This is a genomic window from Campylobacter concisus, from assembly GCF_015230035.1.
Classification (GTDB): Bacteria; Campylobacterota; Campylobacteria; order Campylobacterales; family Campylobacteraceae; genus Campylobacter_A; species Campylobacter_A concisus_BK.
In genome coordinates this window covers 30,924-44,307 of sequence record NZ_JAAKZD010000002.1, presented here as the reverse complement: position 1 = coordinate 44,307, position 13,384 = coordinate 30,924, and the positions used below count along the sequence as shown (strand labels likewise).

The window sequence follows — 13,384 nt, the reverse complement described above, 5'->3', positions numbered from 1 at the left end:
TTTAAATAATTTATAAATTTAGCCGATATTGAGTGCAACATCTTTAAAAGGATTTTAGATGAATGTTGCACTGCAAAAATATGATTTTATAAATTTAAATGATTTACAAAATCTCTCTAAAAGATTTTTAAATCATGGCGATCAAAATAGCTCAAAAGTAAATTTAAGCCAGTTTAACGAGCTTTATGAAGCAAATAAAACAGATACCATCTACATAACTGAGGCTGATATCAAAGAATACAACAAATATCTAGCAATACAAAAAGCAAAAGAAATTTTAAAAGATTACTCGCAAAATTTAATAGATAGCAACAACAAAATTTACTCAGACGAACCTTCTAATGGCTTTAGCAAAAACGCCTACTTTAAAAATATAAATGCCACAAATGATGCTAGCATGCTACCTGTCTTAAAAAGTGGCTACTTAGAAAATACAAAATTTAAAAATTTAAACGACTATGCCCACTCAAACACTCTAAAAACAAATTATGGCGAAGTGGAAGTCTTTTTAGACATTTATGGCGATAACGACGCGCTAGGCGTTGGAAAGCTAGAAAACAACAGCGCACTTTTTAGCTTTGATAGTAATAATGACGGCACGCTAGATCAAAAAGATATGCTCTTTGACAAGCTAAAAGTAAGAGGATACGACAAAGACGGAAATGAAAAAATAGCAAATTTAAGTGACGTCACGGCTAGAGTTGATCTTAGGCAGTTTATCAGCACAAATGTCATAAATCACAATCAAATAGCAAGAGAAGAACTAAACCATAAAGCGGTGATCACAAATAGTCCCGATCTTTACGTAGATACAAAAGAGATCGATCACAGACACTCCTACTACGCCTCAGATCCAAATACCTTGTTTGCTGCAGAAAATAGATATGAAAAGATAGGCAAAAATGATATAAATAATTTCTTTAAAAAATATGCTCAAAATGACGGCTGGGTCGATCTAAGGCACAATAATATCTTTGGCAAGGATAGCTCTTTTAAAAATTTCGCTTATACAAAAATAGGCTTTGATGACACTGCAAGACTAAGCGAGTTTAATCCTATTGTTGAGCCAAGCAAAGAGCAGAAAAAAGATGAAAATTTCTCATATACAAAATTTCAAAAAGATAGTTTTATGAAATTTTATAATGACTACAACGCTGAGCTTGATGCGCATAAAAAGACAATAGAAAATCTTAGCACTAATTTAAAGAAATTTGACGAAAATGCGGACGCTTACATATCAAAGCTTGAAAATACAAAATCCGCCAAAATGATCGCAATGGAAAATGAATTTAAGCAAGCAACTGGGCTTGATTTTAGCATCTCAAATCTAAAAAAGGTAAAAAAGGCTTTTACTACAAATGAAGCCACAGCCGCCACTGCACTACGAGATAGCGATAGCGTCATAGCTATGAAGCTAAATCAAGATGGCACGATAAGACTAAAATTTGATAGTGGCAGAGAGCTAGACGTAAATGAGCTTTACAATGACACTGGCAAACTAAATACACCAAGCGAGCTAAAAACTAGCGTAAATTTAGATGCAAAAAAGATGGACAATGCGCAGCTAAATAGCCTAAATTTCAAAGATATCGGCGTCATGCAAAATGGCAAGATCACAAGCCTAAAAGATGCTGGAGCGATCGCTATCATCAACCTATCAAATAAATTTGAGAGTAAATTTTTAATCAGCCTAAATAGCGGCAAAAGCATATCTGCAAGAGAAATTTATAATATCAGCTATCTTGAAAACGATCTAAAAAATAAAGAAAAGATAGATGAAAGAGATAAATTTTACAAAAAGGTTGATGCTAGGGTTTAAATTTGAGGGTAAAATCAAAAAAAGTTTATTGTAATTTAATCTTTTGGGGCATATAATCAATTTTTTGTAAATTCCAAACTTAAAAGAGACTGCTATGAATTTCACACCACTTTTTGCAATATTTTTCATAATCGCAACTGGTTTTTTTGCTAAAAAAGTCGGCATTGTTGAGCAAAAGCACTCGATCCCATTTGTGGATTTTGTCCTTTGTTTTGCAATGCCTGCGCTAATCTTTGATAAAATTTACCACGTAAATGTCGATGCCTCGCTTATAAACACGATCCTAATCGGCTTTGCCTCAACCGCCATTAGCGCCGCTTTGGCATTTGTCATAGGCAAGATTTTTAAATTTACCAAAATAACAACCGTCAGCATGGTCATGCTAAGCCTTTTTGGTAACACACTATTTGTCGGTATGCCTGTCATTCAGGGCTTCTTTGGTGATGCGATGGTAAATGAGGTCATCTTTTACGATCAAATAGCCACTGGTATCCCGCTTTCGATCCTTGGACCACTCATCCTATCTTTTGCCGCACCAGAGAAGGTTTCGCTATTTCAAAATACAATGAAAATTTTAAAATTTCCACCATTTATAGCGCTCATTATGGGTCTTATCTTAAAAGAAGTCCCACTTCCAGATTTTATCTTTGCACCGCTTAGGATGTTTGAAGGCAGCGTCACTCCAGTGGCACTTTTTGCGATCGGCGTTGGTCTTAACTTTAGCAGTATCACAAGCTCATATAAAGGCGTTAGCGTCGTGCTTTTATGCAAGATGATCTTGCCAGCGATCGTCTTTTTTGTCATCTTAAAAATTTCAGACATACAGATGAGTAAAACTTGGGTCGTCGGCCTCTTTCAGTGCGCTATGCCAACGTCAGCCCTTGCAAGTGCGATGGTTATAAAAGCAGGCCTTGACAGCTCGCTAGCGATCTCGTCAGTGGCCATAGGCGTGCTTTTTTCATTTATCACGTTACCAGTTATCTATTTTGTATTTGCGTAAATTCACACTTATTTCACACTAAGAGGCTACAATTGCAACATAATTTAATTTAAAGGAGACTTTATGAAAAAGTTAATCTTAGTTGCACTTGGTGCTATGTTTATGTTTGGCGGTCTTGCAAATGCTACTGAAATGATGCAAAAGGACAAGATGGGCAAAGATGAGATGATGAAGAAAGAGCAGATGATGAAAGATGATATGTCTAAAAAACATCCTGTCAAAAAACACGAAGCTAAAAAAGAAGACATGGGCATGAAAGACGAAATGAAAAAAGATGACATGGGTATGAAAAAAGACGACATGGGCATGAAAGACGAAATGAAAAAAGATGACATGGGTATGAAAAAAGACGACATGGGCATGAAAGACGAAATGAAAAAAGGCATGTAAAGGTGCTTAATGGTCAGAATTTTGCTTGTTGAAGATGATGAAACATTACTTGATCTAATAAGCGAGTATCTGGGCGAAAATGGTTACGATGTCACCACTACAAACAATGCCAAAGACGCACTAGATCTTGCATACGAGCGAAATTTTGACCTACTTATACTAGACGTCAAACTCCCGCAAGGCGACGGCTTCTCCCTACTTTCATCGCTACGTGAGCTTGGCGTCACAACACCTAGCATATTTACCACCTCGCTAAACACCATAGACGACCTTGAAAAAGGCTACAAAAGCGGCTGCGATGACTATCTAAAAAAGCCATTTGAGCTAAAAGAGCTACTTATCCGCATGCAAGCTCTCATAAAAAGAAATTTCTCACACCAAAACGGCGAAGATATCAAAATTTTAGATGATCTTTGCTTTCACCCACAGAGCAAAACTCTAAGTAAAAACGGCGAAAATGTAAATATCTCGAGCAAAGAGAGCGACCTGCTCGCCCTATTTTTGCAAAACAAGGGCAAAATTTTAACCAAAGATGAAATTTTTAATAAAATTTGGAAATTTGACGAGGAGCCAAGCGAGCTTAGCCTTCGTGTTTATATCAAAAATCTACGCCAGATTTTAGGCAAAGATGCCATTTTAAATAGGCGTGGAGATGGTTACATCTATGTCTGAAAAGACGCAAATTTTATTTAAAATTTTATCCCTCTATCTTGTTAGCTCCGTGCTCTTTCTGGGCTATTTTTTCATAAACGACTATAAAAATAAAAAAAACGCGCTCATCTTAAACGAGGTCAAAATGCTAAAAGAGATAAAGATGGGCATTTATATGAAAGCAAGGACAAATGGTCTTAGTTCGGTTTCAAGCCTAACAAAAGAAAAAGGGGTAAAAGCCTGCATCATCTCAAAAAATGGAGCCAAAATTTATCAGGACTTTGACTGCGAGAAGATAGATAGAGAAAAAAATATAAATTTGATAAACGGCAAGGTCACGATCTTTGAAAACATCCAAAGCATGGATAACGATATAACAGATGAGCTATCTAGCGCTGAGATATTTTTAGTTGGCAAGGACATCAAAAAAGAGATCTTATCCCTTGTAATTTCATGCGTTGTGGATGCTATATTTTTCCTTTTTATACTGCTCTTCATCGCCTTTTACCTCGCAAAACTAAGCCTAAGACCACTTTATGAAAAGATAGAGATGCTAAATCACTTCATAAAAGACTCAACACACGAGATAAACACGCCTCTAAGCGTCATCTCGATGAGCATAGAAACGGCTGATCGCAACAACCTAAATGAGCGAAATTTAAAGCGTTTTAACAACATCAGCCTTGCTGCAAAGAGCCTAGGCAGCATCTATGACGCGCTAGTTCATCTAAGCTTCAACCTTGATAAACCAAGTAAAAAAGAGCTAATCGATCTAAATTTACTAACCACACAAAGGCTTAGCTACTTCTCGCCATTTTTTGCCAAACGCGGGCTTAAGATAGAGGCTAGCTTAAAACCAAGCTTCATAAACGCAGACCTTGAGGATGTGAGTAAAATTTTAGACAACCTCTTAAGCAACGCCTCAAAATATGCAGCGCCAAATTCAAAGGTTAGCATCGTTTTAGAATCAAATTTCTTTAGTATAAGCAACACTGGGCGTGGCATCAGTAAAGAGCAGCAGATGAAAATTTTTGATCGCTACACGAGATTTAACGACGATCAAGGTGGCTTTGGCATAGGGCTAAATTTAGTAAAAGAGTGCTGCAAGAAAAATGACATCACCGTAAAATGCCAAAGCGAATTTGATGGCGAGACTACATTTTTGCTCTCTTGGCAGAGTTAAATTTAAAATCACCCTACTCTAAATAATAAAATTTATTAAAAAAGAGAATTTATATCCAAAATTTATTTTTGATAAATTTTATTAATATTATAATCCTTTTACAAAATCTTAATCAAGGAGAAAAGTATGAAACTACTTGAAAAATACGGGCTTTTCATAAATGGTGAGTGGCGTGACGCAAAAGACGGCGCTACACTTGATGCCAAAAATCCAGCAAACGGCGAGCACCTTGCAAATATCGCTGATGCTACCGAAGAAGATGTAAATGACGCAGTTCGTGCTGCACGTGAAGCTTTTAAGAAATTTAAACACACCACAGTTAGCGAGCGCGCAAAGCTGCTAAACAAGATCGCTGATATCATCGATGAGCACAAAGAGCACTTAGCAAAAGTTGAAAGCATGGACAACGGCAAGCCGATTAGAGAAACGCTAAATGTCGATATCCCTTTTGCAGCCGAGCATTTTAGGTACTTTGCTGGCGTTATCATGGGCGAAGAAGGTAGCGCAAACGTGCTTGATGAGAAGCAACTCTCTATCGTTTTGCGCGAGCCAATAGGAGTTGTGGGTCAGATCGTGCCTTGGAATTTTCCATTTTTAATGGCAGCTTGGAAGCTAGCTCCGGTTATCGCAGCAGGCGATGCGAGCGTGTTTAAGCCTTCAAGCGAGACAAGCCTAAGCGTGCTTGAGCTATTTAGGCTGATAGATAAAATTTTGCCAAAAGGTTTGATAAACATAGTAACTGGCAGAGGCAGCAAGAGCGGCGAGTGGATCAAAAACCATCCAGGCCTTGACAAGCTAGCATTTACTGGCTCAACCGAGATCGGCCGCGATATCGCCATAGCAGCGGCTCGACGTATCATCCCAGCCACACTTGAACTTGGCGGCAAGAGCGCAAATATCTTCTTTAGCGACGCAAATTTAGACAAGGCACTTGATGGCCTTCAGCTTGGAATTTTGTTTAACCAAGGTCAAGTTTGTTGCGCGGGATCGAGAATTTTCGTAGAAGAGAGCTTTTATGAGAAATTTATAGAGGCTGCGGTTAAGAAATTTAGCACCATAAAAGTTGGTGATCCACTAGATCCTAGCACTCAAATGGGCTCTCAGATCAATAAAAAACAAGCTGAGCAAATTTTAAACTACGTCGAGATCGGCAAAAAAGAAGGCGCAAAAGTGGCAGTCGGTGGCAAAGCCTACACAGCAAATGGTTGCGACAAGGGCGCATTTGTCGAGCCAACGCTGCTAGTTGATGTGACAAATGATATGAGAGTGGCTCAAGAAGAAATTTTTGGACCAGTTGGCGTTGTCATCAAATTTAAAGATGAAGCCGAACTTATCAAAATGGTAAATGACAGCGAATACGGCCTTGGTGGTGGAATTTTCACGCAAGACATCACAAAAGCGCTTCGCGTTGCAAGGTCTATGGAGACTGGCAGGGTCTGGATCAACACTTACAACCAAATCCCAGCAGGCAGCCCATTTGGCGGATATAAAAACTCAGGTATCGGCCGTGAGACGCACAAGATCATCCTTGAGCACTACACTCAGATGAAAAACATCATGATAGATCTAACCGGCAAGGTTAGCGGCTTTTACGCACAATGATTTTAGGGGGCTTATGCTCCCTACTGCTTTAAATTTCATAAATAAAATTTCTTTCTAAATTTATCAGCAATTAACAATCTCTATTTTTAAGTTTAATAGACTAAAATTTGGCGCAAAGGAGAAAATTTGAGCGAGCAAATTTACATTATCGGCGACGTTCACGGCTGTTTTAACACGCTTTTAGAGCTTATCAAGCAGTTTCCAAACAAAGAAAAATCTCAAATTTGCTTTGTTGGCGATGTGATAGATCGTGGGCTTTTTAGCTGCGACGTGGTCGAGTTTATCATGCAAAATGACTATAAAATGGTAATGGGAAATCACGAGCGAAGACTGCTAAGCAATAAATTTGAATTTCTAAACAACAAAGTGCCATTTGATAGGAGCTGGTTCTTTGGAAATGGCGGCGAAGCGACATATAGATCATATCTTGGACAAAGCGTAGAGTTTAAGCAAAGGCATGTGGATTTTTTAGAAAGCAGGCCAGTTTATCTGGAATTTAAAGACTATAAAACCCAAAATGGCGAGCATTTAGTCGTCTCTCACTCAGCCGTTGGCAATATGTGGGAGCTAAGAAACGATAAATATGCTAGCGAAGAGTTTAAAAGGCACCTACTCTCAGGCAGAGGCGACGAGGCTCAAGTAGAAGGCATATTTAACGTCTATGGGCACACGCCAGTAAGAGAGGTAAAATTTTATAAAAATAGCGCAGATATCGACACAGGTTGCGTTTTTAACGAAGTTGGTTTTGATAAACTAAGTGCGTTAGAATTTCCATCGATGAAAATTTATACGCAAAGAAATGTTGAAAATTTTAACAAAAAGGATAAAAATGTGGTTTTCTAAAAAGGGCTCTAGCTTTGCTAGCAGGGTTGATAAATTTTGGAGCGAACTTGGTAAAAATTTAGACGCCATCAAGCGAAATTTAGAGGATAAAAATTACGAAACAGCGAGCAAAATAACAGAAGAGGCGCTAAATTTATGTTTAGTAGATCCAACCTTTATGATAGGTCTTGTTAATGACAAGATCGACCTAGTGCTCACTCCAGAAGGGATGAAATATAGGCTTTTTTGGCTTAAATTTATCAAATCACGCATGCCAAAAGAGTATGAGGCAAAGCTTACTTGCACACTTGGCAAACAACGTGCACCACGCGAAGTAGCCACTATACAGATGTATGGCGTGAGTGTTGATGCAAACGAGGTCATGGTCTATGCAAATTTTGAAGAAAAAAGCGTGGATATGTGCCTATACAATGAAACTTTGAGTAAGCTAAAAAGCGAAGATGAAAACAAAGCCTACACGCTAGCTTTTATACTTTGCGACAATGTTGTTGGCGAGACGGCGATGATAAACACACTTGGAGACTTCGAGATCGTAGATGAACCAAGAGAAAAAGGCGTCGCGCTTACCGACTTTGCTGATCTTATAGATGATAAATTTGGCAAAGAGGCATCAAGCGAGCCGCTAAAGCAGTTTAGCTTTTATGAGCTTGAACCCCGCTCAGATGCGCTAAGAGATGATGTTTTTATGGGATATACAAGCCTAATCCCACTGTTAAATGAATACTATGACGGCAAAAGCGATATCTATAACGAAGCTTACGAGCTTGGTATAAATTTCTGCTTTTTAGTATTGTATCACGGCGGCGATGTGCAGTTTGGCATTGATAGCAAAACTAAGATAGAAGATGAGCTTGAAACTAGTACTTTTTGCGAGGGCATGGGAGCAGCGACTGGCACTAAGCACTCTTATGTTGATCTTATCTGTTTTGACAAAGACGAGCTTGAAAAGGCTGTTAGTAAATTTAGCAAAGAGCTTGATATCAAGATAGAAACTTGCGAATTTAAACGCTAGATACATAAAATTTTACGTAAAATATTGCATATTCTGCTAGCTGGTAAATTTAAAATAGCCAGCTGGCAATAAATTTATCCTTTAAATTTAGAGCTGTTTGAAAGATAGGCGCAAAATTTAAGCCCATATAAAAAGATGATCCACGAGATGTAGATCCAGACAAAGAAGAAAAGCACAGCTGAAAACGAGCCATAGACACTTAGATAGGTCTTGTTGTAAAGGACGTAATAAACAAAGGCTGACTTGCCAAGATACCAAACGAGCGATGCTGCAAACGAGCTAAAAAGCGCGCTTTTAAATTTTATCTCGTCATTTACTGAGATGAGATATGTGACGCAAAATATCACCCAGATGATGAGATATGGCACGATGCTTAAGAAATTTATCGAGCTTGTTATCACGTTTGAATTTAACATCTCTTGCACAAGGCTTGAGAGGTAAAAACTGCCAGCAAGTCCGAGCGGCGCAAGCGTGATGAGCGTCCAGTACGAGCTAAGTGCCGACCAAAAGCCCCTAGCCTTGCTAGCTCTTGTCACTTTTAAGACTACGTATTCATAATCGCTAAAAAACATAGCTGAAGTAAATATCATCGCCACAAAGCCAACTATGCCTAAATTTCCGCTATTTTGGAGAAAATTTTGCAAGTAGTTTGAGATGATCTCTTGGTTGCTTGGCAAAAGAGCTGAGAAGACAAAGTCTTGAATTTTGGCGTAATAATCCTCAAAGCTAGGCAGTTTTGTAAAGATAGAAAACGATATAAGAAGTATCGGTATGATCGATAAGATCGTGTGAAAACTAAGGCTTGCTGCGTAGTGAAAGAGCTCTTTGTCCTTAAGAGCAGCTAGCAAATTTAAACCACTCTTTAAATCGCTCTTGCTTAAGGACAAACGGCTCATTTATCAGTTATCTTCTTCAAAAAGTTTTTCGTAGTGAGCGTCGTAGTTGTTGATGTGCTCGCTATTTAGCTTCCAAAATACAGTATCTATGTCGCTAACTCTTGTGTAAAATGGTAGTTGGTAATACTCAACCTCGCCAGTTTTAAACTCTTTTAGCACCTTAAAGCTTTGACAATCAGCAAAAACGCTCCTGCCATCCATCGCGACAAAGATAAGTCCAGCTGCACTTTGAGCGCACATCTTTCTAAAGTCATCTCTGCTTGGATTTGGCTTGTATTCGTAGCTTAAGTATGCTCCGACAAGGTCTGGATGGATAAATATCATATTAGGAAATGCGCCCAAAACCTCTTCATAAATTTCTTTATTTGGCACGACGATTAATGAGCGGTTATAAAGGTAGTTTAGCACGACTATATCGCCACTTGCAGGTGCGATGCCAGGGAGTGGAAGAGCCTTTTGCTCGAGCAGGTCAAACACCTCAAATCTAACCTTCGCAAAGCCGGCATTTTTAGAGACAACGCTCACTCTTGCGATGATAGAACTATCAGTGTCAAATTTATGAAGCACAACACCGCTTGATCCGATCAAAATTTCAGGACTATCAACTATCGTTGCCGTGCCGTCACTCTCGACGCTAATAAGAGGAGTTCTATACTCATTTAAAGAAAAATCAGCCCCAAAAGCAAAGCCAAAAAACAGCGATAAAATCACGATTATACGTTTCAAAAATATCTCCTAAGTTTAAATTTTTAGAGCGATTATAGCCTAAAATGCTTTATCTTTTGCAAAATTAAAGCAAGTTTTAGTTAAAATCCCCTCCAGCTTTTTAAAAGGATATCGATGCCTCGTATATTTGTGATTTTTGCAATATTATGTATAAATTTATATGCCATAAAACCAACTGTCGATGAGCTTAGTTGGCCAAATGGCAGCAGCTTTTTAAATTTCCTTGAATCAAATAAAATCCCACTTTCACTTTACTACAACCTAGCAAGCGAAGATCAAGAGCTAACAGAAGAGATCATCGCTGGCACAAAATATCAAATTTACAAAGACGATAACGGCGAGGTTAAACAAGCTCTCATCCCCGTTAGTGACGAGCTTCAGATACATATTTATAGAGACGACAAGGGTAAATTTCAGCTTGAGTTTATCCCGATCTTATACCAAAGCGAAGATAAAGTTTTAGCCCTAAAAGTCGATAAATCAGTCTCTGAAGATATCTTTGACTACACTGGCTCTGGCACGCTAGCACTTGGTTTCAAAGAGGTTTTTAGCGGCAGCGGGATCGATTTTAAAAAGATAAATAAAGGCGATACGATCGCTATCGTTTATAACCAAAAACTACGCATGGGTCGCTCTTTTGGCACGCCTGAAATTTACGCAGCGATGATAGAGACAAAAAACAAACGCTACGTGATGTATAAATTTGAAGATAAATTTTATGATAAAAACGGCAAGAAAAGTGATAAATTTTTGCTCGTTCGCCCTCTTGCAAACGCTAGGATCACATCAAATTTCACTCTAAAAAGATGGCATCCGATCCTTCAAAGATATAGAGCGCACCTTGGGGTTGATTATGGTGCTCCAAAAGGCACACCGATCAAGGCTGCAGGCGATGGCACGGTCAAATTTGTCGGACAAAAGAGCGGTTATGGCAGAACCGTCATCATCTCTCACGCTGGTGGCTATGAGACACTTTATGCCCACCTAAACGGCTTTGCAAAGGGCATAAGAGGCGGTCTTAGAGTAAAACAAGGCACACTAATAGCATATGTTGGTACAAGCGGCATGAGCACTGGCCCTCACCTACACTTTGGCCTCTATCTAGGTGGCAAACCGATCAATCCAGAAAGCGCCATCAAGGTCGTAAAAAATATAGAAGACAAAAAAGAGTCTGCTAAATTTAAAGCAGTCATAAATAGAAATGATGAGCTGATAAAACAGGCTCTAAGCAACGACAAAGAGTATCACAAGGTGGAATTTTTCCCTAACGTAATAGATTTTTAAAGGTAAAACTTGAGCCAAGAACTAGAAGAAGCAAAAGAGCTGATAGATCAGCACTTAGATGAAAATTTAGAAGACGGCGAGCTCTCTGCATACGAGCTAGCCCAGCACCTAAAAACACTTAAAAAGCACGACGAGGAGCTTTTTGCCAAGTATCTTGAAAAGCTAGATCCTGAAATTTTGGGTGACGTGGCGATCGAGCTTCCTGATCACATGCTAAAAGACGTGATTGACACGCTCCCAGCTGAAAAGATCGTAGAAGCGCTCGAAGAGCTAGAGAGTGACGATGCGACCGACCTACTCCAATACATCGAGGATATCGATGAAGACAAAGCTAGAGAGCTTTTTAACGAGCTAGATAAAGAAAATCAAAACGAAATTTTAAGACTTAGAAGCTACGATGAAGATAGAGCTGGTGCGCACATGCAAACAGAGCTATTTTCAGCTCATCTTGAAGAGAAGCTTGGCAGCGCAGTTGCAAGACTAAGACAAGAGAAGCAAGAAGGCAAACTAGAAAATGTCTCACAGCTTTTCATCATCGATAAAAATAGCGTCTTGCAATACGCCATCCCGCTTGAAGATCTCATCCTCTTTGACTTCACAAAAACGCTAAAACAAAATATCGAATCAACCCAGATCGACCACTACAAGCCTCACATGGCAAATGATATGGATCTCATGCAAGATGTCGCTGATATGTTTCAAGAGTACGATCTAAACGTTATCGCAGTTACAAGTAGCACTGGCATACTGCTTGGTCGTATCACGTATGATGATATCCACGACTACATCCAAGAGAGCGCAACAGAGCAAATTTATAACCTAGCTGGCGTTGATGACGAGTCAGAAGAGGACGATACGCTATTTAAAGCGGGTCGTGGCCGTGCGGTTTGGCTTGGTATAAATTTGCTAACAGCCCTTTTTAGCTCATCTATCATCGGACTTTTTGACGAGACGATAGCAGCTTACGTCGCACTTGCCGTGCTTATGCCAATAGTTGCTTCAATGGGTGGCAACACTGGCACGCAAGCACTTGCCGTTACGGTTCGTCGTTTGGCACTTGGCGAGATAGAATTTAAAGATGCAAAGAGCGTTTTAAAGCGTGAGGTGACGATCTCACTCGTAAATGGCCTCATCTTTGGCGTCATCATGGGTATCATCGCCGCCGTTTGGTTTGATAAAGGCATGCTTGGCGTGGTTATCGGCCTTAGTATGATCACAAATTTATTCTTTGCTGGCTTTTTTGGCACGATCATACCTTTGACGCTAAGGCGTTTTAACATCGATCCTGCCGTTGGCTCGGCGGTCATTCTTACTACATTTACCGATGCGATAGGTTTTTTTAGCTTTTTAGGACTTGCAAAATGGATACTACTATAACAAATTTAGAAATTTTACCTCTTGGTGAGTCAAAATACCTAAAGCCATTTAAGATGAAATTTAAACAAAATGGCTTGCAAAGGGACTGGGACTGCGTCAAGGTGATGAACAGCGTCAGTATATTTTTATATCACGAGCAAAAAGATGCATTTTTGTTTGTCAAGCAGTTTCGTCCAGCCGTTTGGTACTCGCAAGAAAAAGAAGGCATCAAAACAAGCGAGCAAGGCTTTACTTATGAGCTTTGCGCAGGGCTTATGGATAAGGGGCTAAGCGAGGAGCAGACCGCTAGAGAAGAGGCAGTCGAAGAGGTCGGATATGAGCTAAAAGAGATGGAGCGCATCACGATGACGTATGGCGCTTTTGGCTTTGGTGGCAACATGCAAACGATGTTTTACGCAAAGATAAATGAGAGCATGAAGGTAAATGCAGGCGGCGGCGTCGATGGCGAAGATATCGAGCTAGTTTTTATAAAACGAGAAGATATGATGAAATTTGCCTTTGACGAGAGCAAGGTCAAGGGCTTTGGGCTCATCTTTGCCTACTTATGGTGGGAGAAATTTAAAGGCTAAAAAGAGACCTTTTTGATAAGCGCAAAGACAAC

General features: G+C 39.4%; 13 protein-coding genes. 11 read left to right on the top strand and 2 right to left on the bottom strand.

Features of this window, described 5'->3' with window-relative positions:
- Positions 1-58 precede the first annotated feature (58 nt).
- The 8 genes from G6W41_RS01455 to G6W41_RS01420 all read left to right on the top strand — a co-directional run bounded on the left by G6W41_RS01455 (position 59) and on the right by G6W41_RS01420 (position 8,500).
- Complete coding sequence (locus tag G6W41_RS01455; protein WP_194170393.1) at positions 59-1,819, top strand: response regulator; 1,761 nt, start codon at positions 59-61, stop codon at positions 1,817-1,819.
- Between the two features lie 94 nt (positions 1,820-1,913).
- The gene (locus tag G6W41_RS01450) at positions 1,914-2,819 is read left to right on the top strand and encodes an AEC family transporter (protein ID WP_194170392.1); all 906 of its coding nucleotides are present in this window, start codon (positions 1,914-1,916) and stop codon (positions 2,817-2,819) included.
- 63 nt (positions 2,820-2,882) lie between these two features.
- A complete protein-coding gene (locus G6W41_RS01445) occupies positions 2,883-3,209 on the top strand; it encodes a hypothetical protein (RefSeq protein ID WP_021085558.1) in 327 nt (108 codons plus the stop codon).
- Positions 3,210-3,218: 9 nt separating this feature from the next.
- Positions 3,219-3,881 (top strand): response regulator transcription factor, encoded by a 663-nt coding sequence (locus G6W41_RS01440; RefSeq protein ID WP_021089189.1) that lies wholly within the window; start codon positions 3,219-3,221, stop codon positions 3,879-3,881.
- Positions 3,874-5,043, top strand: coding sequence for a sensor histidine kinase (locus tag G6W41_RS01435; protein ID WP_194170480.1), 1,170 nt, complete (start codon positions 3,874-3,876; stop codon positions 5,041-5,043). The genes G6W41_RS01440 and G6W41_RS01435 overlap by 8 nt, the downstream gene beginning before the upstream one ends.
- A gap of 126 nt (positions 5,044-5,169) precedes the next feature.
- Entirely contained in the window at positions 5,170-6,645 is a 1,476-nt protein-coding gene (locus tag G6W41_RS01430) for an aldehyde dehydrogenase family protein (RefSeq protein ID WP_194170391.1), read from the top strand.
- Positions 6,646-6,771: 126 nt separating this feature from the next.
- Positions 6,772-7,488 (top strand): metallophosphoesterase, encoded by a 717-nt coding sequence (locus G6W41_RS01425; RefSeq protein WP_194170390.1) that lies wholly within the window; start codon positions 6,772-6,774, stop codon positions 7,486-7,488.
- Entirely contained in the window at positions 7,475-8,500 is a 1,026-nt protein-coding gene (locus G6W41_RS01420; protein WP_194170389.1) for a hypothetical protein, read from the top strand. Before G6W41_RS01425 ends, G6W41_RS01420 begins: the two co-directional genes overlap by 14 nt.
- Before the next feature lie 74 nt (positions 8,501-8,574).
- Here G6W41_RS01420 and G6W41_RS01415 read toward each other — a convergent pair whose 3' ends face one another.
- Both G6W41_RS01415 and G6W41_RS01410 read right to left on the bottom strand, forming a co-directional pair.
- Positions 8,575-9,396: a YihY family inner membrane protein gene (locus G6W41_RS01415; protein ID WP_194170388.1), complete on the bottom strand. Its 822-nt coding sequence runs from the start codon at positions 9,394-9,396 to the stop codon at positions 8,575-8,577.
- A gap of 3 nt (positions 9,397-9,399) precedes the next feature.
- Positions 9,400-10,122, bottom strand: coding sequence for a plasminogen-binding N-terminal domain-containing protein (locus G6W41_RS01410; protein WP_002942758.1), 723 nt, complete (start codon positions 10,120-10,122; stop codon positions 9,400-9,402).
- 114 nt (positions 10,123-10,236) lie between these two features.
- On the opposite strand from G6W41_RS01410, the gene G6W41_RS01405 reads away from it, so the two are divergent.
- From G6W41_RS01405 to G6W41_RS01395, 3 genes are read left to right on the top strand one after another with little or no spacing between them, the layout of a single operon-like run.
- Positions 10,237-11,406, top strand: a complete 1,170-nt coding sequence (locus tag G6W41_RS01405) for a peptidoglycan DD-metalloendopeptidase family protein (protein WP_194170387.1) — start codon at positions 10,237-10,239, stop codon at positions 11,404-11,406.
- A 9-nt stretch (positions 11,407-11,415) separates the two neighbouring features.
- Positions 11,416-12,783: a magnesium transporter gene (mgtE, locus tag G6W41_RS01400; protein WP_103586625.1), complete on the top strand. Its 1,368-nt coding sequence runs from the start codon at positions 11,416-11,418 to the stop codon at positions 12,781-12,783.
- Positions 12,768-13,352: an NUDIX domain-containing protein gene (locus tag G6W41_RS01395; RefSeq protein ID WP_103597555.1), complete on the top strand. Its 585-nt coding sequence runs from the start codon at positions 12,768-12,770 to the stop codon at positions 13,350-13,352. Before mgtE ends, G6W41_RS01395 begins: the two co-directional genes overlap by 16 nt.
- Positions 13,353-13,384 lie beyond the last annotated feature (32 nt).

Excerpts from the sequence above, each read along its gene's own strand:
- G6W41_RS01455 (WP_194170393.1), top strand. The coding sequence starts at position 59 with ATGAATGTTGCACTGCAAAAATATGATTTTATAAATTTAAATGATTTA.
- G6W41_RS01450 (WP_194170392.1), top strand. The coding sequence starts at position 1,914 with ATGAATTTCACACCACTTTTTGCAATATTTTTCATAATCGCAACTGGT.
- G6W41_RS01445 (WP_021085558.1), top strand. The coding sequence starts at position 2,883 with ATGAAAAAGTTAATCTTAGTTGCACTTGGTGCTATGTTTATGTTTGGC.
- G6W41_RS01440 (WP_021089189.1), top strand. The coding sequence starts at position 3,219 with ATGGTCAGAATTTTGCTTGTTGAAGATGATGAAACATTACTTGATCTA.
- G6W41_RS01435 (WP_194170480.1), top strand. The coding sequence starts at position 3,874 with ATGTCTGAAAAGACGCAAATTTTATTTAAAATTTTATCCCTCTATCTT.
- G6W41_RS01430 (WP_194170391.1), top strand. The coding sequence starts at position 5,170 with ATGAAACTACTTGAAAAATACGGGCTTTTCATAAATGGTGAGTGGCGT.
- G6W41_RS01420 (WP_194170389.1), top strand. The coding sequence starts at position 7,475 with ATGTGGTTTTCTAAAAAGGGCTCTAGCTTTGCTAGCAGGGTTGATAAA.
- G6W41_RS01415 (WP_194170388.1), bottom strand. The coding sequence starts at position 9,396 with ATGAGCCGTTTGTCCTTAAGCAAGAGCGATTTAAAGAGTGGTTTAAAT.
- G6W41_RS01405 (WP_194170387.1), top strand. The coding sequence starts at position 10,237 with ATGCCTCGTATATTTGTGATTTTTGCAATATTATGTATAAATTTATAT.
- G6W41_RS01395 (WP_103597555.1), top strand. The coding sequence starts at position 12,768 with ATGGATACTACTATAACAAATTTAGAAATTTTACCTCTTGGTGAGTCA.